Consider the following 24,807-nt stretch of genomic DNA (forward strand, 5'->3'; position numbering starts at 1 on the left):
TCTTGGATGACGGTCTTGCCATATGCCGTTTTCATGACAAGCGCATGACAGCCAGCCCCTATTCTGCGGCTTTTGACGTCGTTGTGCCTCCTGTGCGGATCACGGCCAGCAGTTCCTCGCGACGTTTGGCTGCTTTTGCCTCGTTCGCCTGCTTGACGGGGCCAAAGCCGCGAATTTGCAAGGGAAGCTCGGCCAGCGCGATGATCGCCTCGCGGGTCTGGTCGGTCAGTTTGGGCAACACGTCTTTCATGTCGGCCTCGTACTGCTTGATCAGCGCCCGCTCCATCCGGCGTTCCTCGGTCCGGCCAAAGGGATCAAACGGCGTGCCGCGCAAAACCTTGAGCCGTTTGAGCACCGACAACGGCGTTTCCAGCCATTCGCCAAAGGCGCGTTTCATCGGGCGTCCATCCGCGCCGGTTTTTGACAGCATCGGCGGGGCAAGGTTAAAGGTGATCTTCGGGGCACCGTCGAATTCGGCATCCACCTTGGCCCGCGTCGATTTGAGCAACCGCGCAACCTCGTATTCATCCTTGTAAGACAACAGCTTGTGATAGCCCAAGGCCACCGCTTCCTTGAGCGCTTTGTCGGTGATCGGCTCCAGCATTCTGGCATAGCGTTTGGCCAGCCCCTTGCCCTGATAATCTGTCAGGTGGTTCATCCGGAAGGCGATTTTCTCGTCCAGCGTTTTTGGCATTTGCACCACATTGGGCGTGATGACCTGCGCGGCCTCGGCAGGATAAAGCACGGCCCAACGGCCCAGCTCGAACGCTTTGAGGTTGCGTTCAACCGCCGCCCCATTCAGCCGGATCGCGTCTTGAAGCGCCTCAAGCGACAGAGGGATAAGCCCCTTTTGCCACGCCGCACCAAAGATCATCATGTTGGAATAGATCGAATCCCCCAGCGTCGCCTTGGCCAGATCCGACGCATCAAACAGCGCCACATCGTCTTTCAACCGCGCCTCAAGCGCGAGGGTCAGGCGGTCGTAGGGCATCTTGAATTCCGTATCACGGGTGAAATCGCCCGTGATGATCTGATGCGAGTTCACCACAGCGCCTGTGCGCCCCGTGCGGGTCAGACCCAGCGTTTTGGTGCCCGCAGACACCACCAGATCGCCCCCGATCAGCGCATCCGCTTCGCCGGTCGCCACGCGAATGGCGCTGATATCTTCGGGGCGGTTGGCCAGACGGCAATGGATGTGCACCGCACCGCCCTTTTGCGCCAGCCCCGCCATTTCCATCATCCCAGCGCCTTTGCCGTCAATCTGCGCGGCCTGCGCCAGCACGGCACCGATGGTCACAACGCCCGTGCCGCCAACGCCCGTGATCACCACGTTGAACGTGCCATCAATGGCAGGCAGCGCAGGCATCGGGAGATCGGGTATTTTGACTTCGGTTGTCGGGTCTTTGCGGATTTTAGCGCCTTCAAGCGTTACGAAAGACGGGCAAAACCCTTTGACGCAGGAAAAATCCTTGTTGCAGGACGATTGATCAATCATCCGCTTGCGCCCCAGTTCCGTCTCTGCCGGAACGATGGATACGCAGTTGGATTGCACCCCGCAATCACCACAGCCTTCGCAGACATCGGTGTTGATGAACACGCGCTTGTCGGGGTCGGGAAACAGCCCGCGCTTGCGGCGGCGGCGTTTTTCGGCAGCGCAGGTCTGGATATAGACGATGGCACTGACGCCTTTGTGCTTGGTGAAATTCTGCTGAACCGTTTGCAGCTCGGCACGCTCGAACATTGGCACACCCTTAAAGGCCGCCGGGTCCACGTCTTCTTTCTCGTCGTAAACCACAGCGATGTTCTTGACCCCCATCGCGCCCAGCTCTGCCACGATGCGCGGTGCATCCAGATCGCCTTCGTTATGCTGGCCGCCGGTCATGGCAACTGCATCATTATACAGGATTTTATAGGTAATGTTGGTCTTGGCCGCGACGGCAGCGCGGATCGCCTGAATGCCCGAGTGGTTATAGGTCCCATCCCCGAGGTTCTGGAACACATGGTCACGGGTCGAGAAATGCGATTCACCGATCCAGTTCGCGCCCTCGCCCCCCATGTGCGTGTAACCGGTGGTCTCGCGGTCCATCCACTGCACCATGTAATGGCACCCGATCCCCGCATAGGCGCGGCTGCCTTCGGGCAGTTTGGTCGACGAATTATGCGGGCAACCCGAACAGAAATACGGGATACGCGCGGCGATATCTTCGGCATTGTCGGCACGGCGCGCCGTGTCCAGCGCTTCCATCCCGGCCTTGATACCATCAGTGTTGCGGCCTTCCTCGATCAGGATATTGCCCAGCTTTTCGGCGATCCAGATCGGGTCAAGGGCCGCACGGGTCGGGAACAGCTCTTCGCCATGCTCCATCCCGGCACCACCCCCCTTGTGCCAGCCATAGACCCGGCGGTGCGTGTCCGAGAACAGGGCCTCTTTGATCTGGATCTCGATCAGCTTGCGCTTTTCTTCGACCACAACAACCAGATCCAGCCCCTCGGCCCATTTGTGAAAGCCCTTCATATCCAGCGGAAAGGTCTGCCCGACCTTGTACAACGTGATGCCCAGCCGTTCGGCCTCGTTCTCGTCGATGTTCAGCAGGCTCATGGCGTGCAGCAGGTCCAGCCAGTTCTTGCCCGCCGCCACAAAGCCGATCTTGGCACCGGGCTTGCCCCACATGCGCTTGTCGATCTTGTTGGCATGTGAAAACGCCTCGGCGGCAAAGCGTTTGTGGTCGATCATCCGCGATTCCTGCAAATGCGGCGTATCAACCAGCCGGATGTTCAACCCACCCTCGGGCATGTCAAAATCAGGCGTGACCAACTGCATCCGGTGCGGATCACCATTCACGACCGATGTCGCCTCGACCGTGTCTTTCATCGTCTTCAGGCCAACCCAAAGCCCTGAAAACCGCGACAACGCCCAGCCATAGATGCCGTAATCCATAATCTCTTGCACACCGGCAGGGCTGACGATGGGCATATAGGCATCCATCATCGCCCATTCGGACTGGTGCAGCACGGTCGAGGATTCGCCGGTGTGGTCATCCCCCATCGCCATTAGCACGCCGCCATGCTTGGACGACCCCGCCATATTGGCGTGGCGCATCACATCGCCCGACCGGTCAACCCCCGGCCCCTTGCCGTACCACAGGCCAAAGACACCGTCGTATTTTCCCTCGCCGCGCAATTCGGCCTGTTGCGTGCCCCACAGGGCGGTCGCGGCCAGATCTTCGTTCAACCCGGCTTCGAACAACACGTCATATTCCGCCAAAGGCTTGGCCGCGCGTTCCATCTGCAAATCAACGGCACCCAGCGGCGATCCGCGATAGCCGGTCACATAGCCCGCGGTGTTCAGCCCGGCGGCGCGGTCGCGCGCCTTTTGCATCATCATCATACGCACCAACGCTTGCGTACCGTTCAGCAAAACGGGGGACTTTTCCAAGTCAAACCGATCATTCAAAGAAATCTTTTGCGTACCCATGGCGCGTCCTCCCCTACGTGCGATTGATGCATAAGGATCAATCTAGGTCATAAACGCTGACCTGTCTAGCGTTGTGTTTCCGTCCACCAACCGGGCAACCTGACGAAAAAATAGACATACGCCACAGGATGTTTATCCTTTGGATATAATGTTGCAGCGCAGCATGGCGTAGGGTTGTTTTTAGTATGCATTTAGCGCAAACACAGTGATCTTCAGGAAAAGATCATCCTTATAAAGGAAGTCCTCATGGATTGGGACAAGCTTAGAATTTTTCATGCTGTCGCGGATGCCGGCAGCCTGACCCATGCTGGCGAAAAGCTGAACCTGTCCCAATCCGCCGTCAGCCGGCAGATTCGCGGGCTTGAGGAACAGCTGAACACCAATCTTTTCCACCGACATGCGCGCGGGCTGATTCTGACCGAACAGGGCGAATTGCTTTTTGATGCCACCGCCGCGATGAGCAAACGGCTCGATACCGCCGCCGCACGGATTCGCGACAGCGAAGAAGAAGTGTTTGGCGAATTGCGTGTCACCACCACCACCGGCTTTGGCACCCTATGGCTCGCCCCGCGCCTGCCAAAGCTTTACGAGAAATATCCCGACCTCAAGGTGGACCTGATGTTGGAAGAACGGGTCCTGGACCTGCCCATGCGCGAGGCAGATGTCGCCATTCGCATGAAGGAACCGTCGCAGGCCGATCTGGTTCGCAAGAAGCTGATGATGATCAAGATGTGCCTTTATGCGTCGCCCGCCTATCTGGCCGAACACGGCACGCCCCAACGGCTGGAGGATATGTCCGACCACCGGCTGATCTGCCAGAACACCGACAGCGATCAGGTGAATGCCGGTTTGCAGCTGGTCCAGCAGTTGATGATGTATGATGTGCGTTCGATGCTGACCGTAAACAACTATTTCGGCGTGTTGCAGGGCGTGATCCACAATTTGGGCATCGGCGTCTTGCCCGATTACCTGATCGAAGACTTCCCCGACCTTGTTCAGGTGCTGCCTGATATTGAGTCGGCTGACGTGCCGGTGTTCCTCGCCTACCCCGAAGAATTGCGCGCCTCCAAGCGGGTTGCCGCCTTCAAGGACTTTGTCCAGGACGAGATTATCACCCACCGCAAACACCTGCGGCACCGCAAAAACGCCTAGCCATGCATTTTTCGCATAGCGGTCATGCCGAAATAATTCAAGTTCAGCCTTGATCCGAGCACAACCGCCGCCTAATTGGGCGGTATGGAGACAGACGCCTTCGGGCTGTCACTTCATACCTCCCTGTTGGACTTGGCCGAGCTTTATGCTCGGCCTTTTTTTTGCCAGCCCGCCAACTGCGCCTTTACGTGCTGCCTTTGGCCTTTTCCCCGCGCCAGCCTTACTCTAAGAGTACCGCCATATCTGCCAGGGGGATATCCGCACCATGACCGAACCAGCCATCACGCCAGACCTTATCGCCAGCCACGGGATCAATGACGACGAATACAAACGTCTTCTTGATATCATCGGGCGCGAACCCACCTTTACCGAGCTTGGGATCTTCTCGGCCATGTGGAACGAACATTGTTCCTATAAGTCGTCCAAGAAATGGCTGCGCACCTTGCCCACCGAAGGACCGCAGGTCATTTGCGGCCCCGGCGAAAACGCGGGCATCGTTGATATCGGTGACGGCCAGGCGCTGGTCTTCAAGATGGAAAGCCACAACCACCCGTCGTATATCGAACCCTATCAGGGTGCGGCGACCGGCGTTGGCGGCATTTTGCGCGATGTCTTTACAATGGGTGCCCGTCCCATCGCAGCCATGAACTCGCTCAGCTTCGGGTCGCCCGATCACCACAAGACGCGCCAGCTGGTGCACGGTGTGGTCGCGGGCGTTGGCGGCTACGGCAACTGCTTTGGCGTGCCGACCGTCGGCGGCGAAGTCCGCTTTGACACGGCCTATGACGGCAACTGCCTTGTGAACGCATTCGCCGCCGGTCTGGCCGACACAGACAAGATTTTCTACTCCGCAGCCTCGGGCGTCGGCATGCCTGTTGTGTATCTGGGTGCGAAAACCGGCCGCGACGGTGTTGGCGGTGCCACAATGGCATCGGCCGAATTTGACGACACAATCGAAGACAAACGCCCCACAGTGCAGGTCGGTGACCCCTTCACCGAAAAGCGCCTGATGGAAGCCACGCTTGAATTGATGGCCACCGGTGCCGTGATCTCTATCCAGGATATGGGTGCCGCGGGCCTGACCTGTTCCGCGGTTGAAATGGGCGACAAGGGCAACCTTGGTGTGCGTCTGGACCTTGAAAAAGTGCCAACCCGCGAACTCAACATGACCGCCTACGAAATGATGCTGTCCGAATCCCAAGAACGCATGCTGATGGTTCTGCGCCCCGAGCTTGAGGCCGAAGCCAAAGCCGTGTTCGACAAATGGGACCTTGATTTCGCCATCGTCGGTGAAACAATCGCCGAGGACCGCTTCTTGATCGTGCACAACGGCGAGGTCAAAGCCGACCTGCCGCTGAAAGCGCTGTCAGGCAATGCCCCCGAATATGACCGCCCCTGGGTCGAAACCCCTGCCGCCGAACCCCTGTCGGATGTGCCCGGTGTTGACCCGATCGACGGCTTGCGCGCGTTGGTGGCCAGCCCGAACTATGCTTCCAAAGCGTGGGTTTACGAACAATACGACACCATGGTCATGGGCGACAGCACCCGTACCCCCGGTCTGGGATCAGGCATTGTGCGGGTGCATGGTACCGACAAGGCCATCGCCTTTACCTCGGATGTGACGCCGCGCTATGTCAAAGCCAACCCCTTCGAGGGGGGCAAACAGGCCGTCGCCGAAGCCTATCGCAACCTGTGCGCCGTTGGTGCCCTGCCCTTGGCGACAACCGACAACATGAACTTTGGTAACCCCGAAAAGCCCGAGATCATGGGCCAGTTCGTCTGCGCGATCAAAGGCATCAGCGAAGCGGTATCGGCGCTGGACATGCCCATCGTGTCGGGCAACGTGTCGCTGTATAACGAAACCGACGGCAAAGGCATTCTGCCCACCCCCACCATCGGCGCTGTGGGTCTGCTGAACCATATCGACGACATCATCGGCAAAGACGTCCGGGAAGGCCATGTGGCGCTGGTTCTGGGCGCGACAGAGGGCCATCTGGGTCAATCTGCCCTGCTGCTTGAAGTGTTCAACCGCCGCGATGGCGATGCGCCAAGCGTCGATCTGGCAGCCGAAAAAGCCCATGGCGAATTTATCCGCAACAACCGCGCGATGATCAAAGCCTGTACCGACCTGTCCGACGGGGGCCTTGCCCTGGCCGCCTTCGAAATGGCGGATGCAGCGGGTGTTGGCGTTTCGCTCGACTCGGCCGACACGCAAACCTTGTTTGGCGAAGATCAGGCGCGCTATCTGATTGCGTGCAACTTTGATCAAGCCGAAGCGTTGATGATTGCAGCCTCCCAAGCCGGGCTGCATCTGGAAAGTGTCGGCAAATTCGGCGGCGATCAGGTCACCCTTGGGGGCGTCACCGCACCGCTGGCCGAACTGAGCGCGACGTATCGCAACACCTTTGCCGAGACCTTTGCCTAATTCACATAGGCAAGTAATCTAAAACCCCAAAGCCCCGTCAGACATCTGTTTGGCGGGGCTTTTTCATGGGTGATTTTTCATGAGTGATGGCGTCAGGACTTCGGGGGTTCCAGCATCCCCATCAGCCGCGCCTTTTCCCCCATATCATCGGGCCGGGAAATCACCTGCGCCAGCTCTTCCAAAGACGCGATTGAATGACCGGCGCGAAAGCTGTCCACATGGGGCAACATCGCGCGGATGCCTGCGGCCTTGGGCGCGAAACCGTCCCACCGCAACAGTGGATTAAGCCAGATCAACCGCCGCGCCGTCAGGTGCAGCCGCTGCATCTGACGCGCCAGATCGTCGGGATTGTCGCGGTCCAGCCCGTCGGTGATCAGCAATACAACAGCGCCCTGCCCCATGACCCGCCGCGACCAGTCACGGTTGAACGCCTCGATACAGGCCCCGATGCGCGTGCCGCCTTCCCAGTCCTGCGCCTGCGCGCCAGCAGCCTTGAGCGCCGCATCCACATCGCGGGTCGCCAGATGGCGGGTAATGTTGGTCAACTGGGTGCCAAAGGTAAAGGCGTGGACGCGTGCCCACCCCGCCCCCTTGGCATTGCTCACCGCATGCAGGAAATGCAGCACAACGCGGGAATACTGGCTCATCGAGCCCGAGATGTCGCAAAGCACAACCAGATTGGGGTACCGCGGGCGCGGCTTTTTGAGCGTAAGTTTATGCATTTCACCACCGCGCCGCAGGGCCGCGCGCATGGATTTTTGAACATCAATGCGCCCGTTCGGCGATGTCATGCTGCGCCGCGAGGGCATGGGTTTCACCGGCAGAGTCAGCCGCGCCAGCATCCGCTTGGCTTGCGCCATCTCGGCAAGGCTCATTTGTTCGAAATCAAGACTGCGCAGACGTTCCTGCGACGACATGGTCAGGCTTGCATCGACCTCGATCAATGTTTCCTCGGGCTCTTTCTCCGCACCGTCTTCCTGCTGGGGGGCCTCGGCACCGTCCAATAATGCTTCGGCCGCGCGTTTTTCGGCGGCTTGGGCGGGGCGGTCTTCCTGCACCCCGCGAATGGCGGGCAACATCGCCGCCATCATATGTTCCAGATAGCGCGGATCGCGCCAGTAGAGGCGGAAAAGCTGTGCAAAAACCGTGCGGTGTTCGGGGCGGTTCACGAAACAGGCATGCAGCGTCCAGTAGAAATCGACCTTGTCGGTAAAGCCCGCCGCCTCGACCGCACGAATGGCGTCGATGACCCGCCCCGGCCCGATCGGCAAGCCCGCACGGCGCAAGGCGCGGGCGAAATGGGTGATATTGCCGGCAAGTTTCGGGTTATCGGGGAGTTCAAGATCGGGAAGTTCGGCCATGACTTAGACCCCGGGGGGCTGTCTGCCCCCCGGCCCCCCCGAGGATTTTTTTCCATTTGGAATGAAAAAGGCGGTCATTTGGCCGGGTCCAGACTTGCCTTGGCCTGATCGAGGATGCGCTTCGCCTCGGAGCCGTGGAGTTTGGCAATGTCGTCTTGGTATTTCAAGATCGCGCCAAGCGTGTCGGCGATGACTTGAGGGCTGAGGGTGATGACATCAAGCGCCAGAAGGCATTTCGCCCAGTCGATTGTTTCGGCAACGCCGGGTTTCTTGAACAGGTCTTCGGTGCGCAACTGCTGGACAAAGGCCACCACCTCACGGCTGAGGGCTTCGGAGGCTTCGGGCGCGCGGGCCCTGAGAATTTCCATCTCGCGGTCGAAATCCGGATAATCCACCCAATGATACAGACAACGGCGTTTCAGCGCGTCATGGACCTCGCGGGTGCGGTTGGAGGTCAGGATCACGATGGGCGGTTCGGGGGCTTTGATCGTGCCAAGTTCGGGGATCGTGACCTGAAAATCGCTGAGCGCTTCGAGCAGGAAGGCCTCGAACGGGGCATCGGTGCGGTCAAGTTCGTCGATCAAAAGGATCGGTGCGCCGCGTTCGTCCGGGCGCATTGCCTCGAGCAGCGGGCGTTCAATGAGGAATTCATCGCTGAACAATTCGGTTGTCAGCGCCTTGCGGGATGTATCCCCTGCGGCTTCGGCGGTGCGGATCGCGACCATTTGCGCGGGAAAGTTCCATTCATACACGGCAGAGGACGCATCAAGCCCCTCGTAGCATTGCAGGCGGATCAGTTTGCGGTCCAACCCTGCGGCCAGTGCTTTGGCGATTTCGGTTTTACCGACCCCTGCCTCGCCCTCAAGAAACAGCGGGCGGCCGAGTTTCAGGCTGAGAAACACCACCGTCCCCAAGGCGCGGCCACAAATGTAGCCCTGGCTTTCGAGCATGGTCTGCACGGCGTCAATTGACGATATATCTGTCATGGTGTCCTCTCTTTTGATCACCCAAAGGTGCATCCTGTCGGCTTGCGGTCAAGGGCCAAGCCTGTTTTGGCGGCGCGCATGGCGGATATTGCCCCTACAAATGATGCGTCTTACGGAAAACTGCGCTGCCTTGGGCTTGAAATGCGCAATCATTCTCCGCAATTCTGCCGCATTGGAAGGCTAACTTTCCTTAACGGCGCCTGCGAAATGCGCGAAAAAACCACGATTGAGGACGCAACAATGATCGATGCACCATTCACGATCGAAACGTCGCTGGCCGACCTTCAAAAGGACGACTGGCTGCAAGCCGTGTCGGAAGTGGCTGAGGAAGAAGGGTTTTTTCAAAATCTGGGCGCGAAACATTACGCGATGTTTGTGGAGCGCAAGCCCACCTTGCTGGTCACATTCGAGACGATCAACGGCATGCGTGCCCTGTCGGCGCTCTCGCAACCTCTGGGCTGGGAGATGGTGCGCAACTATGACTGGTCGCATTTGTGCATCGCAAGCGAAGGCGATACCTGGTTTCGCGACCCCGCCGTCTATGCCTGTTTTGACCGCCTGATTGACGACGGGTTTTTTGATGAATTCGAGCGGGTTGTTTTTTACGGCGCAGGCCCGGGTGGCTATGCGGCGGCAGCCTATTCTGTGGCATCGCCCGGGGCGCAGGTGGTTTGCATCCAGCCCCAGGCAACGCTGGACCCGCGGGTCACCGAATGGGACGACCGCTTTACCGAGATGCGCCGCACCGATTTCACGTCACGCTTTGGCTATGCGCCCGATATGCTGGATGCCGCACATGAAGCCTTTATTCTATATGACCCCAAGGTTGTTCTGGACGCCATGCACGCCAGCCTGTTCACCCGTCCCAATGTCACCAAACTGCGCATGCGGCATATGGGGCTGGCCCTGCAAAGCGAACTGCTGCAAATCGACCAGCTGGAATCACTGCTGACCCTTGCCGCCGAAGAGAAACTGAACACCGTCAGTTTTGCGCGGCTTTATCGCGCGCGCCGCGATCACCGCAGCTATTTCAAATCCCTGCTGGTCACGCTGGAGGCGGACGACCGCAAAAAGCTGATTCTGCACCTGTGCCGCTATGTGAACGCGCGCATGCAGGCCCCCCGCTTTGCCCGCAAGCAAAAGCTGATCGAGGCAGAGCTGAGCCTGGTCGAAGGGATGAAAAAGCAAAAGGAACTGGAGGCCGAGACCGGAGAGATCAAACCGGTGGCGGACGTGACCGAACCACAAGCCGAGGTGCAAAACGCCCCGGAGGCACCCCAGACGCTCAACAGATCTTCCGAGGCCTCGTAATCGCCCGATCACGGCGGGGGAAATCGCCGCGCCCTCTGGTGCGGATCATGACCCTGTGCTAGCTGATCGGCCATGACACAAACACTGACGCTTCGACGCCCCGATGATTGGCACCTGCACCTGCGTGACGGCGATATGCTGCGCGCTGTGCTGCCCCATACCGCCGCCCATTTCGCCCGCGCGATCATCATGCCGAACCTTGTACCCCCTGTGGTGCGCGGTGCAGATGCCGCCGCCTATCGCGACCGGATATTGGCCGCCCTGCCCGAAGGCGCGGATTTCACGCCCCTGATGACGCTGTATCTGACCGAAGATACCGATCCGGATGATGTGGCCGCGGCCCATGCCAGCGGACTGGTCACTGCCGTAAAGCTCTACCCCGCCGGTGCGACGACCAATTCTGCCAGCGGTGTGTCGGATTTCGACAAGGTGGCCCCTGTGCTGGAACGCATGGCTGAAATCGGTCTGCCCTTGTGTACACATGGCGAAGTGACCGACCCTGCCGTTGATATCTTTGACCGCGAAGCCGTGTTCATCGAGCGCGTGATGGACCCGATCCGCAAACGCCATCAAGGGTTGAAGGTGGTGATGGAACATATCACCACAGCCGATGCCGCCGACTATGTCATGTCGGCTGATGAAAACCTTGGGGCGACGATCACCACCCATCACCTGGTGATCAACCGCAATCATATCCTCGCCGGGGGGATCAAGCCGCATTACTATTGCCTGCCTGTCGCCAAGCGCGAAACCCACCGGCTGGCGCTGCGCAAGGCCGCGACATCCGGCGATGCGCGGTTCTTTCTAGGGACAGATTCGGCCCCCCATACGGATGCCAACAAATTGCTGCCCTGCGGATGTGCGGGCTGTTTCACCGCGCCCAATACCATGTCGATCCTGGCCGAAGTGTTCGAACAGGACGGCGCGCTGGACCAGCTTGAGCGGTTCACATCGCTGAACGGCCCCGCGTTTTACGGGCTGGCTGCAAATACGCAGACCATGACCCTGACCCGTACGCCAGCCACCTATCCAGACCACATTGACACAGCCGAAGGGCCTGTGACCGTGTTTGACCCGATGATGCCGCTCAATTGGAGCGTCGCGCTAGATTGATCCGCCATTGGCATAGACTTTATGCCTTCGGCGAGGATATTTGAAAGCCAGAGAAGCCTTAGGCCACCCCAGAAGGAAGATACCCAGATGATCCCGACCAGCTTTCCCGATTCGACCGAAATGGCGCGTTTGACGGCGCGGATGCTGCTTGAGATCAAGGCGGTGCATTTCAACGCCGCCGAGCCGTTTACCCTGGCGTCGGGTCTGCCAAGCCCCACCTATATCGATTGTCGCAAGCTGATCAGCTATCCGCGCATTCGTGCCACCTTGATGGATTTTCTGACCGTCACCGTGATGCGCGAGGCGGGGTTCGAGGCGTTTGACAACATCGCGGGCGGTGAAACCGCAGGTATCCCTTTTGCCGCGATGGTCGCGGAACGTATGGCGCTGCCGATGACCTATGTGCGCAAGAAGCCCAAAGGCTACGGGCGCAACGCGCGGATCGAGGGCGAAATGACCGAAGGCCAGCGTGTGTTGCTGGTCGAGGATCTGACCACCGATGGCGGGTCCAAGATCAGCTTTGTCGACGCGATTCGCGAAACCGGGGCCACCTGTGCGCATACGGCAGTGATCTTTTACTACGGGATTTTCCCGCAGACCGAAAAGACCTTGGGTGACCATGGGGTTAGCTTGCACAGCCTGTGCACATGGTGGGATGTCCTGGCCGAAGCGAAAGCGCAAAACGCCTTTGACGCCGAGACCCTGAGCGAGGTTGAGGCGTTTTTGAACGCGCCGAAAGAATGGCAGGACGCGCGGAAAAAACTCTAAAACCACACCCCCTATCTGGTAGTTGGTCTATATTTTTCCACAAAATCCTGTAGTATCCACAAACAGCAGGGTTATCCACAAGTTATACAATTTGCAGGTGCCCCTCTGTCTCGGCTAAGTCCAAGACCGGGGCAGTTGCGCAGTAGGGGTACAAGGCAAATGAATGAGATTTCCAGCATCAACACCAACGATCTGACGGTTCAGGCACCCGAAACCATCCCCCATTCGATCGAGGCAGAACAGCAACTGCTGGGTGCGATCCTGACCAATAACGATATCTACGACCGTGTGGCGTCGATCATCGGCCCCAAGCATTTCTATGATCCCGTACACGCCCGTATCTTCGAAATCGCCAGCGCGCGGATCGCCAAGAACAACCTTGCGTCGCCGGTCACGCTTAAGGCATTTATGGAGGATGACGAAGGTCTGAAAGAATTGGGTGGCCCCGCCTATCTGGTACGCCTTGCCGGTGCCGCGATCAGCGCCTTTGCTGTGCGCGACTATGCGCAGATGATCTATGATCTGGCCGTGCGCCGCGATCTGATCCAGCTGGGGCGCGATATCTCCGCCAAGGCCGCGCAGGTTAACGTGATGTCGGAACCGCGCGAGCAGATCGTCGAAGCCGAACAGCAGCTTTACAAACTGGCAGAGCAAGGCCAGACCGAAAGCGGATTTCAAAGCTTTCTCAAGGCGGTAACGGATGCTGTTAACGTGGCCAACGCGGCCTACCAGCGTGACGGGGGCCTGTCGGGCGTCTCCACCGGTCTGATTGATATGGATAAAAAACTCGGCGGGCTGCACCCGTCAGACCTTTTGATCCTCGCGGGTCGTCCGTCAATGGGGAAAACCTCGCTTGCCACGAACATCGCGTTCAACGTCGCCAAAGCCTATCGTCGTGGCATATTGCATGATGGCACCGAAGGCGCGGTTGAAGGCGGCGTTGTGGGCTTTTACAGCCTCGAGATGAGCGCCGAACAGCTGGCCGCGCGGATCCTGTCGGAAGCGTCGGAAATCCCGTCGCAGCAGATCCGGTCGGGTGACATGACCGAGGCCGAATTCCGGCGTTTTGTGGATGCTGCAAAAGCGCTTGAAGCCTGCCCGCTTTATATCGACGACACGCCTGCCCTGCCGATCAGCCAGCTATCCGCGCGTGCGCGGCGTCTGAAGCGGACGCATGGGTTGGATGTGTTGATCATCGACTATCTCCAGCTGGTGCGCGGCACCGGCAAAAACGAAAACCGCGTGAACGAGATTTCAGAAATCACCATGGGTCTCAAGGCCATCGCCAAAGAGCTTCATATCCCGGTCATCGCCCTGTCGCAGCTGTCGCGTCAGGTGGAAAATCGCGAAGATAAACGCCCGCAGCTGTCGGATTTGCGTGAATCAGGGTCGATCGAACAGGATGCCGACGTGGTCATGTTCGTGTTCCGCGAGGAATATTACAAAGAGCGTGAAAAGCCCGGCGATCACGAGCTGGACAAGATGGCGATCTGGCAAGAAGAGATGGAGCGCCTGCATGGCCGCGCCGAAGTCGTGATCGGCAAGCAGCGGCACGGGCCGATCGGCACCGTGGACCTGAGCTTTGAGGGCAGATTTACCCGCTTTGGCAACCTTGTGAAGCCGTGGCAAAGCAATGATGACGGCGATCAGGAGTTCTGATCGCTACCCTCACCTCAAACGCTGGCAGCACGGGCGATTTCCGCCTCTGACAGATCGTATTTTCCGGCAAACCGGCCCCGCGCTGCCACAAGGCGCGGGTCATCGGGACGCATCCCCAAAGTCCGAATGAATTCAATCCGTTGCTGGTGTTTCAACGCCTCGCGGTCAATTGCCGTGCCCATCGCGCGGTCGATCACCGCGCCGCCGGGGCTGACGTGGAACCATTTGCTGAAATCGCGGAAATGGTGCTGGTTGTGCAGCGTGGTCACATAGCGTTCAACCCGCGTTTTGGGCAGGTTCAAATGCGCGGTCATGTGAAACCATTCATACACCAGAAAGGTCAGCACCCCGCCCACAGGCACTATGGCAATTGCAATCCAAAGGGCATTGGCGCTGCCAAACAGCGTCAGCACCGCCCATACCGCCAGACTGTTCACCAGCAAGATCGGCAAAGCGACCCAGATCGGGACGAAAAACAGCTTGGTATGGGTGGGGAAATCATGATGCCCGTAATGCGCCATATAAAGCAGATCAAACGCCCATTGCCGGCGCGGCGGCGGCAGGTGGAACACATAGCGGTGCAGGTTGTATTCATTCAACATCTGCGCGCCGATCCCCAAGGGGACCAGCGCCCAGATCCAGACCGGGGCAAACATCGCCAATGCGATCACCCCGGCACCGCAGGCCACCGCCATAACGGTCACGGCAGCGTGCGAGAACATGATGCGTAAACGCGTCATCACGGATCCTTTTGCTTTGACTTAATCAGGCGCTTTGACCTCATAGCGCAGTCCTTTGGCGGTGTCCTTGTCGAACCCTTTCCAATAGCTGTGATCGTCCTTGGGGGTACCGTCTTCGTTCATTGACCAGACACCGTCATTGGAATTCTCGAGCAGATCAAGGTAATCGCCGGCCGTCTCGTTCCCCTTGAGGTGCAGATCCATCCAGGCGCTGACGAAATGCTGCGCGATGTTGTTCATGCGCGCCTGATCCCAGACCGGATCAGTGTAATGCCCCGAGACGTTAAAGCCCAACCGTTCGTCATCGCGGTAGGATTCTGCCGGTGCAGGCATGGGGGCCGCCGCATTGTGACCCGCATTTTCAAAGGTCAAAAGACTGCGGTTCGTCGCGCTGGCGTTTTCCCAGATCGCACGCACCCCTTTTTCATAGAGCGATGTCATGTCTTGCGAACCGGCCATGAACAGCATCGGTATCTTGATGCCCTTCAACCCTTCGGCATCCCAAAAGCCGGTGTTCATGCCCCAGGGGCCGATGGCCACGGCGGTTTTGATACGCGGATCGGGCAGCGCGTTATGGGTATCTGACCCTGCCTGATGGATTGCCAGCGTGCCATGCGGCCCGCCCCAGCCATAGCCCACCGATGTTTCGGTCACGCCACCGCCTGCGGTGATCACCGCACCATAGCCGCCCATGGAATAGCCGACGATGCCCGCCGTATCGGCATTGACCAACCCGTTCAGAAACGAGTCCCCCTCGCCCGACAGTCGCGCCATTTCATCCAGCACAAACAGCTGATCCAAGGACCGGTTCACCAACGTCGACCCGAAAGCCGCCTGGGTGCGGTAGGTCGAATCCGTGTGATCGATGGAGGCAACGACATATCCCTTGGACGCGATGTTTTCCGCCAGATGCGACATCAGGAAACGGTTGCCCGGATAGCCATGCGATACGATGACCAGCGGATAGGCCGTGCCTGCCGCAGGCTCTGCATCGCGCATGGCCTGGCCGTTCAAGGTGACTTCGGTGGTCGCATCGCGCAGGAATGCCCTGAACGCGGTGTCACCCGTGGCCCCGTCGGCGGCAGGATACCAGACCTCGACGGTCAGGGGCCGGTCATAGGTCGGAAGGGTCTCGGGCTTGGCCGCTGCCGGATCGATGGACAAAATGTCGACCTGGCCCCCATGAACCAGCTCGATCTGGCGCACGCCAACCTTCATCTCCCCATAGGCCGCCAGCTCTGGCGCATTGGGCAGCTGCGTATCAATCCGGTTTTCCGCCAAGGCCATCGGTGCGGCAAACCCCGCCACCACAGCCAGCACCGGCGCGAATTTATATCTCTGGGTCGACATTGGGTTCTCCTCCCGCTTCTTGCCAGTACCTTGTGCAGCCTGACATTTGTTAGGCATAGGCTACCGAGTTCCGCCCACCTTGCAAGCAAAACGCGAAACTGCCGCAGCGGCACATCCCTTGGCGCAGCTTAACTTGCGCTTTGCCAAACCCCCTAAACCGGAAATTGCAACGCTTTATCCGGGTCACGCACGTTCAGACGCTTGACGCCGCCGCCCATCCGGTCAAAACAAAACCCATGACAACAGCCACACTTACCATCGACCTCACTGCACTGGCGGCCAATTGGCACGCGCTCAACCGCCTGTCCGAAAGCGAAACCGGCGCAGTGGTCAAGGCCAATGCCTACGGTCTGGGCATCGACCGCGTGGCCCCCGTGCTGGCGGCCGAAGGGGCGCGCGAATTCTTTGTCGCCGTCGCCGAGGAAGGCCTCGCCCTGCGCCGTGTGCTGGGCGACGGCCCCCGGATCAATGTGTTCGCAGGTCACATGCCCGGCGATGCAGATATGATCGGTCAGGCCAACCTGACCCCGATGATCAATTCCGTCGACCAGTTGATCGGCCATGTCGAAACCCTGCCCGGCCATCCCTTTGGCATCCAGCTGAACTCTGGCATGAACCGCTTGGGCATGGACCCCGCAGAATGGAGCGCCCTGCGCGACATCGCCCTGTCGCAAAACCCGACAATGATCATTTCGCATCTGGCCTGCGCCGATGAACCCGACCACCCGATGAACCCCGCCCAGCTCGAGGTCTTTCGCGAAATGACCGCCGGCGTCGATGTGCCTTTGTCGCTGGGGGCCACGGGTGGCATCCTGTTGGGCGATGACTACCACTTTGACCTGACGCGCCCGGGCATCGGCCTCTACGGCGGTTTGCCCTTTGTGGATGCGCGTCCCGTCGTGACACTCGACCTGCCGGTCGTCCAAACCCGCGACGTGATCCAAGGCGCATCTGTCGGTTACGCCTGCGGCTGGACAGCAGCGCGGGACTCCAAAATCGCAACCGTATCAGGCGGCTATGCCGACGGGCTGATCCGCGCCTTGGGCAACGGTGCCACACTCACCCACGAGGGGCGCAAGCTGCCGGTGGTCGGTCGCGTCTCAATGGATCTGATCACGGTCGATGTGACCGACCTGGCCGAAATCCCCGGACATCTGCAACTGATCGGACCGCATCAATCCGTTGATACAGTTGCAGGCTTTGCCGGCACGATCGGCTATGAGATCCTGACCTCGCTGGGCGCACGCTATGACCGGGTCTATCTAAAGTAACGTCCTCGCAGCATCGCTGCGCGCCACTCTGATCCGGATCGAAGCCCCCTGTGGGTCTGACTACCCTCTTCTCTGGCCTCATCTCTGGCCTCTTCTCTGGCTCTTAAATATCCTCGCCGAAGGCACCGATCTGCGCCCCGCAGATCGCAAAATCAAATGGCGCAGATGCGCCTCCTGTCTTGGAAACCCCATGCTGCGCGCCCTGAACCTGTCTTTGCTCCTCCTTTATCCCATCGCCTGGGCCGCACCGCTTTTGCGCGCAGGGCTGCTTCCGCTGTTCGGCCTGACCGAGATTTCAGTGCTCAGCGGGCTGCAAGCGCTCTGGGCCTCCGACATCTTCCTCGCGCTGGTCGTCACGGTGTTCGCGCTCTTTGCCCCCTATCTGAAAACCCTTGGTCTGGCGCTGGTGCAATTCGACCTGCTCAGCCCGCGCGCCCTGCCCGCGTTGAACTTCATCGGCAAACTCGCCATGGCCGATGTCTTTTTGATCGCGCTTTACATCACCCTCGCCAAAGGCGTGGGCATCGGCCGGATCGAGGTCGCATGGGGCCTGTATCTGTTCACGGCCTGCATTCTGATGTCCCTTTGGATCGGCTGGAAAACACAGGCATCCATGCGCAGATCAGGCTGATCTCCCCCCCCTGCGACCAAGCCACGCGATACCCCAAACAACGCGTTTTCGAATTGCCTGCGAAAGCCGCATGGTAATCCGTTCTTTTGCTTTGACCTCGCCTGCGCTCTCAGCCAAAAAGGCATATGGCAAAAACTCCCGTCACATTTTCATGCACGTCCTGCGGTGCCAGCTATAACAAGTGGTCCGGCCGCTGTGATGGCTGCGGCGAATGGAACACGATCCAGCAAGACAAAGGCATTTCCGCGGGGCCGCCCAGCAAATCGCTCGGGGCCAAGCGCGGGTCGGCCATGGTACTGACCGATCTGAGCACCAAGGAATCCCCCCCGCCGCGCAGCCAGTCCGGCATTGCCGAACTCGACCGCGTTCTGGGTGGTGGTCTGGTGGCGGCATCGGCCATTCTGGTGGGCGGTGATCCTGGCATCGGCAAATCCACGTTGCTGTTGCAAGCCGCCGCCCATTTTGCCCGCAGCGGGTTGAAAACCATCTATGTCAGCGGCGAAGAAGCCTCTGCACAGGTCCGGATGCGCGCGCAGCGCCTTGGGCTGGCCGATGCGCCGGTCAAACTGGCCGCCGAAACCAACCTGCGCGATATCCTGACCACCCTCGAGGCCGAACGCCCCGATCTGGCAATCATCGATTCGATCCAGACCATGTGGGCCGATAATGTCGAAAGCGCGCCGGGGTCGGTGTCCCAGGTCCGCGCCTCGGCCCATGAACTGACCAGTTTTGCCAAACGCACCGGCGTGTCGGTGATCCTTGTGGGCCATGTCACCAAAGACGGCCAGATCGCCGGCCCCCGTGTTGTCGAACATATGGTCGATACGGTGCTCTATTTCGAAGGTGAACGCGGCCACCAGTTCCGCATCCTGCGGGCTGTGAAAAACCGCTTTGGCCCCGCGGATGAGATCGGCGTCTTCGAGATGACCGGCCAGGGGCTGGCCGAAGTCACCAACCCGTCGGCGCATTTTCTGTCCGAACGTGGCGAACCGGCTGCCGGATCGGTGGTTTTCGCAGGCATCGAAGGCACGCGGCCTGTGTTGTGTGAATTGCAGGCGCTTGTTGCCCCGTCGCCGCATTCGCAGGCGCGGCGCACGGTTGTCGGCTGGGATGGCGGGCGTCTGGCGATGATTCTTGCGGTGCTCGAGGCGCGCTGCGGCATCCCCTTTGCCGGGCTTGATGTCTATCTGAACGTCGCAGGCGGCATGAAGATTTCCGAACCCGCCGCCGATCTGGCCGTGGCCGCCGCCCTGCTGAGCGCGCGCGAAGACGTGGCCCTGCCCGCAGAGACTGTTGTTTTCGGCGAAATAAGCCTGTCAGGTGCCCTCAGACCGGCAACGCAGACCGAAAATAGGTTGAAAGAAGCGCAAAAACTTGGTTTTACCAGCGCCATTGCGCCTGCCGGGGGAAAACCGGTGGGCAAAAACGGCATAACGCTTAATACCATGAGCGATCTAACCGGATTTGTAGGCGAAATTTTCGGGGCTGGCTGACAGCCCCCCCCAAGGAAGGCAAGACGATCATGGAAGGCTTTACCATCATTGACGGGGTTGTGGCGCTTGTCATCGTTCTATCTGCGCTTTTGGCATACGGGCGCGGGTTTGTACGCGAATTGATGGCCATCGTCGGCTGGATTGCCGCCGCTGTTCTGGCGTTTCTATTTGCCCCACAGGTTGAACCGCTTGTGACCGAACTGCCCGTTGTTGGCGAATTTCTGGCCGACAGCTGCGAATTGTCCATTATCGGTGCTTTCGCGATCGTCTTTGCCATCGCCTTGATCGTGGTGTCGCTGTTCACACCGCTGTTTTCATCGCTGGTGCAACGGTCTGTGCTGGGCGGTCTGGATCAGGGCCTCGGTTTCCTGTTCGGCGTGGCGCGCGGCATCTTGTTGGTGGCGATTGCGTTCTTTGTTTATGATACGGTGATCACCGGCCAGACCTTCACAATCGTCGACGAAAGCCGCTCTGCGCAGGTATTTGGGCGCTTTACCGGCCAGATCGAAGACCAGAACCCCGAAGAAGCCCTTGGCTGGATCACCTCGCGCTACGAGGCTCTTGTGGGTGCTTGCGGCGAATAACGCCTAAATAACAAATGATTTCAAAGGGCTGCCCCAACAACGGGCGGCCCTTTTGCCTTTCACGAGCCCTGTTGACGCATTAACCCTTTCTAAATGTGACAGCGGGGTGACAAGCCCCGCGCAACCGCCTACATAGTGCGTGTCTTCTTCCCCGGAATCGGAGCTCCCCGTTGTCCAAGATCATGCCCCCCGCACATCCTTTTGACACCTCGTACCTGCGAGACGCCGATGACGGCGATAAACTGAAAGAAGAATGCGGGGTATTCGGCGTTGTCGGTGTCGCCGACGCATCGAACTTTGTGGCCCTTGGCCTGCACGCGCTGCAACACCGCGGACAAGAAGCCGGCGGCATCGTCAGCTACGACCCCACAGACGGGTTCCAGTCGGCCCGCCGCTTTGGCTATGTGCGCGACAACTTCACCTCGCAAAAGGTCATGGAAACCCTGCCCGGCGAATTGGCCATCGGTCACGTGCGCTATTCCACCTCCGGCAACAAAGGCCAGACCGCGATCCGCGATGTGCAGCCGTTCTTTGGTGAATTCGCCATGGGCGGTGCGGCGATTGCCCATAACGGCAACATCACCAACGCCAATTCCCTGCGCCGCGAACTGATTGAACGCGGCTCGATTTTCCAGTCTTCCTCGGACAGTGAATGCATCATCCACCTGATGGCGCGGTCCTTGCAACGCACCATCCCCGAACGCATGGAAGACGCCCTGCGCCGGGTCGAGGGCGCGTTTTCCGTGGTCGCCATGACCCGCACCAAACTGATCGGCGTGCGCGATCCCTTGGGCGTGCGCCCCTTGGTTCTGGGCAAGGTCGGCGACGGCTGGGCGCTCAGCTCGGAAACCTGTGCGCTTGATATCATCGGTGCCGATTTCGTGCGCGAAATCGAGCCGGGCGAAATGGTCGTCATCACCGCCAAGGGCGTGGAAAGCCACTTCCCCTTCCGCCGCGTTGCATCGCGGTTCTGTATCTTTGAACATGTCTATTTCAGCCGCCCCGACAGCATTCTTGGCGGTCGCTCCGTCTATGAAACCCGCGAGGCGATCGGCCGCGAACTGGCCAAGGAAAGCCCCGTCGATGCCGATCTGGTCTGCCCCGTCCCTGACAGCGGTACCCCTGCGGCCATCGGGTTCAGCCTCCAATCGGGCATTCCCTATGCGATGGGAATCATCCGCAACCAATATATGGGCCGCACGTTCATCGAGCCGACGGAGCAGATCCGCAACATGGGCGTGCGTCTGAAACTCAACGTCAACCGCGCCCTGATCAAAGGCAAACGGGTGATCCTGGTGGACGATTCGGTGGTGCGCGGCACAACCAGCCGCAAGATCAAGGAAATGATCCTTGATGCCGGTGCCAAGGAAGTCCACTTCCGCATCGCGTCGCCCCCGACCGCGTGGCCGTGTTTTTACGGCGTCGACACACCGCAGCGTGAAAAGCTGTTGGCCGCGACCATGTCCGAAGAAGAAATGCGCGAGCACTTGCAGGTAGATAGCCTCAAGTTCATTTCGATTGATGGTCTGTACCGCGCCGTGGGCGAAGCCGAAGGCCGCAACGCCAAATGCCCGCAATATTGCGACGCCTGTTTTACCGGTGACTATCCCGTGAAACCGACAGATCAAATCACCGCAGGCTTCCAGATGAAATCTGCCGCTGAATAAGCGCACCCGAAACACCACTAGACAAATGCAGCGCAGAGGCACAACCCCCTGCGCTGCTTTGCATTTGGCCCCCGTGGCAAAGCTTTGCCGATGTCTCAGCCGGTCTTTGCTTGCCTGTTCCTGCGCATCTTTCGGCCGCGCAAAGCCTTTGTTAACTGACATGTCGTACCCCTCCCCTGACCCACAGGGACAAGAAAGGCTGACATGACCACCAACGAAAACGGCACCCCGACCCCTGCCAAAGTGATTGATCTTGCGACCGAGCAAGTCGCCCTGCCTGCTGTAACCTTGATTGGTATTTTTGGCAGTCTCGAAGATCCGGGTGCCTTGGTGCGCGACCGCAATGGCCGGATCAGACGGGTCAAGCTGGGCGATGCCATTGCAGGGGGCACAGTCGCTGCAATCAGTGACAATGCCATCGTCATCGGGATCGGTTCAAAGGCCAAGGTTTTGCAACTTCCCAAATCCTGATCACGCCACACCGGACAGCAACCGGACAACTGGCACGCCTTGCCCGCCCGCGCGGCCAAGCGCCCCCTTGACGCCGCGCATTCCCCCGCGCATATCCCTCCCATGACACAGAAAACTGCATTGATCATCGGCGCCTCGCGCGGCTTGGGCGCTGCCTTGGCCGAAGCGCTTTGCGACACCCATCACATCATCGCTGTGGCCAAGACCACGGGAGCGCTCGAGGAACTGGATGACCGCATCCAGGCCCGTGGCGGCAGTGCGACGCTGGCCCCGATGGACGTCACCAACGCCGATGCGATGGCGACCTTGTGCCGGGGCATCTATGACCGCTGGGGCAGCCTTGATCTGTGGCTCCACACCGCCATCCACGCGGCACCGCTGGCCCCCACCAATCACGTCGATACCAAAGACATGGCCAAATCGGTGGCCTGCAACATCACCGCGACCTCGACCCTGATCACCTATGTGTCGCCTTTGCTCGGCCACGCGGGCCAGGCAGTGTTTTTCGACGATCCGGTCGTGGGGTCCAAGTTTTACGGGGCCTATGGTGCCACCAAAGCCGCGCAAATCGCGCTGGCCAAGTCTTGGCAGGCCGAGGCCGCCAAAATCGGGCCAAAGGTGCATATCCTGACCCCCGCGCCGATGCCCACGGCGACCCGCGCACGGTTCCATCCCGGTGAATCCCGCGATGGTCTGGCCAGCCCCCAGTCTCAGGCCGCCGCGATCTTGACCGCCCTTGGGTCTTCTCTGGCTTAAAAATATCCTCGCCGAAGGCTCCTGCCTTGCCGCGCCCACGTCCCTCGCATATCAAGGCGCAAAGGGGATATTATGCGCATTCTGATTACCAACGATGACGGCATCCACGCACCGGGCCTCAAGACGCTTCACGCCATCGCAACCACCCTTGCGGGCCCCACGGGCGAGGTCTGGACCGTCGCCCCGGCCTATGAACAATCGGGCGTTGCCCATTGCATCAGCTATACCCGCCCGATGATGGTTGAACGGATCGGAAAACACGCATTTTCCGTCGAAGGCAGCCCCGCAGATTGCATTCTGGCCGCGCTGCACGATTCCATGAAGGACGCGCCCCCCGATCTGGTCCTGTCGGGCGTGAACCGGGGCAATAACGCGGCTGAAAACGCGATGTATTCCGGCACCATCGGCGGTGCGATGGAAGCCGCGCTTCAAGGCATTCCGGCGGTCGCCCTGTCGCAGTATTTCGGTCCCGCCAACCGCGTTCTGGACGATGCCTTCGAGGCCGCCGCCGAACATGGTGTCGACGTGATCCGCCGTATCCTTGGTGCGACGCCCGCGCATACGGATGGCTACCGTTTGTTTTATAACGTGAATTTTCCCCCGACAGCTGCCGCTGATGTGCAGGGAATCCGCCTTGCCCCCCAAGGCATCCGCAGCGATACCAGCTTTTCCACCACGCCCCATGTCTCGCCTGCGGGGCGGCGGTTCTTGTGGATTCAAGGGGCCGACCAGCAAATCCCCACCGCCGCCGACACCGATGCAGCGCTGAACCTGCAAGGCTATATTTCCGTAACGCCCATGCGCGCCGATTTCACCGCGCATGACAGTTTTGCGGCCCTCAAAGCGATCAATACATGACCGACGAGGAAGACATCTCGAGCGCGGAACGCAAGATGCAGTTTCTTTACGCCTTGCGTTCAAAGGGCGTCACCGAAACGCGCATCCTGAACGCGATGGAGCAGATCGACCGTGGCCCGTTCATTCGCGGCCTTTTCGCGTCCCGCGCCTACGAGGACATGCCCCTCCCGATTGCCTGCGGCCAGACCATCAGCCAGCCCTCTGTGGTGGCGCTGATGACCCAGGCGCTCGAGGTGACCCCCCGCGACAAGGTGCTCGAGGTGGGCACAGGATCGGGCTATCAGGCGGCGATCCTCAGCAAGCTGGCGCGGCGGGTCTATACCATCGACCGCCACCGCAGGTTGGTCCAAGAAGCGCGCGAAATCTTTGACGCGCTCGATCTGGCCAATATCACGGCGATCACAGGCGACGGCAGCTTTGGCTTGCCCGAACAGGCCCCGTTCGACCGCATCATTGTGACAGCCGCCGCCGAAGACCCCCCCGGCCCCTTGGTTGCCCAGCTCAAAGTAGGCGGGATCATGGTAGTGCCTGTGGGCCAGTCCGACGCGGTTCAGCACCTGATCCGGGTGCGCAAAACCGAAACCGGTCTTGAATATGACGAACTGCGCAAGGTCCGTTTTGTACCCTTGCTTGAAGGATTGGGCAAAGACAGCTAAATGCTGTATAGGCAAGGTAACTCCGGATCACATGGAGGCCGAGGACCGAATGCCGCGAAAGACATGAGGACAAGCAGATG

20 protein-coding genes are annotated in these 24,807 nt (G+C 59.7%); 15 read left to right on the forward strand and 5 right to left on the reverse strand.

Annotation, left to right across the window (positions count from 1 at the left end):
• Window positions 1-58: 58 nt before the first annotated feature.
• Window positions 59-3,475: an indolepyruvate ferredoxin oxidoreductase family protein gene (locus ACSQ13_RS08400; RefSeq protein ID WP_295512176.1), complete on the reverse strand. Its 3,417-nt coding sequence runs from the start codon at window positions 3,473-3,475 to the stop codon at window positions 59-61.
• 246 nt (window positions 3,476-3,721) lie between these two features.
• On the opposite strand from ACSQ13_RS08400, the gene ACSQ13_RS08405 reads away from it, so the two are divergent.
• Window positions 3,722-4,627 carry a LysR family transcriptional regulator gene (locus ACSQ13_RS08405; RefSeq protein ID WP_176249324.1) on the forward strand — a complete coding sequence of 302 codons (906 nt, stop codon included), beginning with the start codon at window positions 3,722-3,724 and terminating at the stop codon, window positions 4,625-4,627.
• 265 nt (window positions 4,628-4,892) lie between these two features.
• Window positions 4,893-7,052 carry a phosphoribosylformylglycinamidine synthase subunit PurL gene (purL, locus tag ACSQ13_RS08410; RefSeq protein ID WP_295512175.1) on the forward strand — a complete coding sequence of 720 codons (2,160 nt, stop codon included), beginning with the start codon at window positions 4,893-4,895 and terminating at the stop codon, window positions 7,050-7,052.
• A gap of 92 nt (window positions 7,053-7,144) precedes the next feature.
• On the opposite strand, the gene ACSQ13_RS08415 is transcribed toward purL, so the two are convergent.
• A complete protein-coding gene (locus ACSQ13_RS08415) occupies window positions 7,145-8,413 on the reverse strand; it encodes a vWA domain-containing protein (RefSeq protein WP_295512174.1) in 1,269 nt (422 codons plus the stop codon).
• A 74-nt stretch (window positions 8,414-8,487) separates the two neighbouring features.
• Window positions 8,488-9,399, reverse strand: coding sequence for an AAA family ATPase (locus tag ACSQ13_RS08420; protein WP_176249327.1), 912 nt, complete (start codon window positions 9,397-9,399; stop codon window positions 8,488-8,490).
• Window positions 9,400-9,639: 240 nt separating this feature from the next.
• Between ACSQ13_RS08420 and ACSQ13_RS08425 the strand changes: the two genes are divergently transcribed.
• The 4 genes from ACSQ13_RS08425 (at window position 9,640) to ACSQ13_RS08440 (ending at window position 14,250) form a co-directional block, all read left to right on the forward strand.
• The gene (locus ACSQ13_RS08425) at window positions 9,640-10,710 is read left to right on the forward strand and encodes a phosphoadenosine phosphosulfate reductase (protein ID WP_295512172.1); all 1,071 of its coding nucleotides are present in this window, start codon (window positions 9,640-9,642) and stop codon (window positions 10,708-10,710) included.
• Window positions 10,711-10,782: 72 nt separating this feature from the next.
• Entirely contained in the window at window positions 10,783-11,823 is a 1,041-nt protein-coding gene (pyrC, locus tag ACSQ13_RS08430) for a dihydroorotase (protein ID WP_176249328.1), read from the forward strand.
• A gap of 87 nt (window positions 11,824-11,910) precedes the next feature.
• Window positions 11,911-12,591 (forward strand): orotate phosphoribosyltransferase, encoded by a 681-nt coding sequence (locus tag ACSQ13_RS08435; RefSeq protein WP_176249329.1) that lies wholly within the window; start codon window positions 11,911-11,913, stop codon window positions 12,589-12,591.
• 159 nt (window positions 12,592-12,750) lie between these two features.
• A complete protein-coding gene (locus ACSQ13_RS08440; protein WP_176249330.1) occupies window positions 12,751-14,250 on the forward strand; it encodes a replicative DNA helicase in 1,500 nt (499 codons plus the stop codon).
• 14 nt (window positions 14,251-14,264) lie between these two features.
• Here the strand turns inward: ACSQ13_RS08440 and ACSQ13_RS08445 are convergent, their stop codons facing one another.
• Together ACSQ13_RS08445 and ACSQ13_RS08450 are read right to left on the reverse strand one after the other, a co-directional pair.
• Window positions 14,265-14,990, reverse strand: coding sequence for a sterol desaturase family protein (locus tag ACSQ13_RS08445; protein ID WP_176249331.1), 726 nt, complete (start codon window positions 14,988-14,990; stop codon window positions 14,265-14,267).
• 21 nt (window positions 14,991-15,011) lie between these two features.
• On the reverse strand, window positions 15,012-16,340 hold the full coding sequence (locus ACSQ13_RS08450) for an alpha/beta hydrolase family protein (protein WP_295512170.1): 1,329 nt from the start codon (window positions 16,338-16,340) through the stop codon (window positions 15,012-15,014).
• Window positions 16,341-16,576: 236 nt separating this feature from the next.
• Here ACSQ13_RS08450 and alr point away from each other — a divergent pair, with 236 nt between their 5' ends.
• From alr to ACSQ13_RS08495, 9 genes are all read left to right on the forward strand, one after another.
• Window positions 16,577-17,611 carry an alanine racemase gene (alr, locus tag ACSQ13_RS08455; protein ID WP_176249333.1) on the forward strand — a complete coding sequence of 345 codons (1,035 nt, stop codon included), beginning with the start codon at window positions 16,577-16,579 and terminating at the stop codon, window positions 17,609-17,611.
• A 190-nt stretch (window positions 17,612-17,801) separates the two neighbouring features.
• Window positions 17,802-18,242: a paraquat-inducible protein A gene (locus ACSQ13_RS08460; protein WP_295512168.1), complete on the forward strand. Its 441-nt coding sequence runs from the start codon at window positions 17,802-17,804 to the stop codon at window positions 18,240-18,242.
• Between the two features lie 125 nt (window positions 18,243-18,367).
• Window positions 18,368-19,735, forward strand: coding sequence for a DNA repair protein RadA (gene radA, locus ACSQ13_RS08465; protein WP_176249335.1), 1,368 nt, complete (start codon window positions 18,368-18,370; stop codon window positions 19,733-19,735).
• Window positions 19,736-19,764: 29 nt separating this feature from the next.
• Window positions 19,765-20,319 carry a CvpA family protein gene (locus ACSQ13_RS08470; protein WP_176249336.1) on the forward strand — a complete coding sequence of 185 codons (555 nt, stop codon included), beginning with the start codon at window positions 19,765-19,767 and terminating at the stop codon, window positions 20,317-20,319.
• A 182-nt stretch (window positions 20,320-20,501) separates the two neighbouring features.
• Window positions 20,502-21,986, forward strand: a complete 1,485-nt coding sequence (gene purF, locus ACSQ13_RS08475) for an amidophosphoribosyltransferase (RefSeq protein ID WP_176249729.1) — start codon at window positions 20,502-20,504, stop codon at window positions 21,984-21,986.
• 204 nt (window positions 21,987-22,190) lie between these two features.
• The gene (locus ACSQ13_RS08480) at window positions 22,191-22,457 is read left to right on the forward strand and encodes a pilus assembly protein PilZ (protein ID WP_176249337.1); all 267 of its coding nucleotides are present in this window, start codon (window positions 22,191-22,193) and stop codon (window positions 22,455-22,457) included.
• Between the two features lie 102 nt (window positions 22,458-22,559).
• A complete protein-coding gene (locus ACSQ13_RS08485; RefSeq protein ID WP_295512166.1) occupies window positions 22,560-23,213 on the forward strand; it encodes an SDR family NAD(P)-dependent oxidoreductase in 654 nt (217 codons plus the stop codon).
• A gap of 72 nt (window positions 23,214-23,285) precedes the next feature.
• Complete coding sequence (gene surE / locus ACSQ13_RS08490; protein WP_295512164.1) at window positions 23,286-24,071, forward strand: 5'/3'-nucleotidase SurE; 786 nt, start codon at window positions 23,286-23,288, stop codon at window positions 24,069-24,071.
• Window positions 24,068-24,727: a protein-L-isoaspartate(D-aspartate) O-methyltransferase gene (locus tag ACSQ13_RS08495; RefSeq protein ID WP_176249340.1), complete on the forward strand. Its 660-nt coding sequence runs from the start codon at window positions 24,068-24,070 to the stop codon at window positions 24,725-24,727. The genes surE and ACSQ13_RS08495 overlap by 4 nt, the downstream gene beginning before the upstream one ends.
• Window positions 24,728-24,807 lie beyond the last annotated feature (80 nt).

This window comes from Sulfitobacter sp. SH22 (assembly GCF_965641905.1).
In the GTDB taxonomy this organism is placed as follows: Bacteria; Pseudomonadota; Alphaproteobacteria; order Rhodobacterales; family Rhodobacteraceae; genus Sulfitobacter.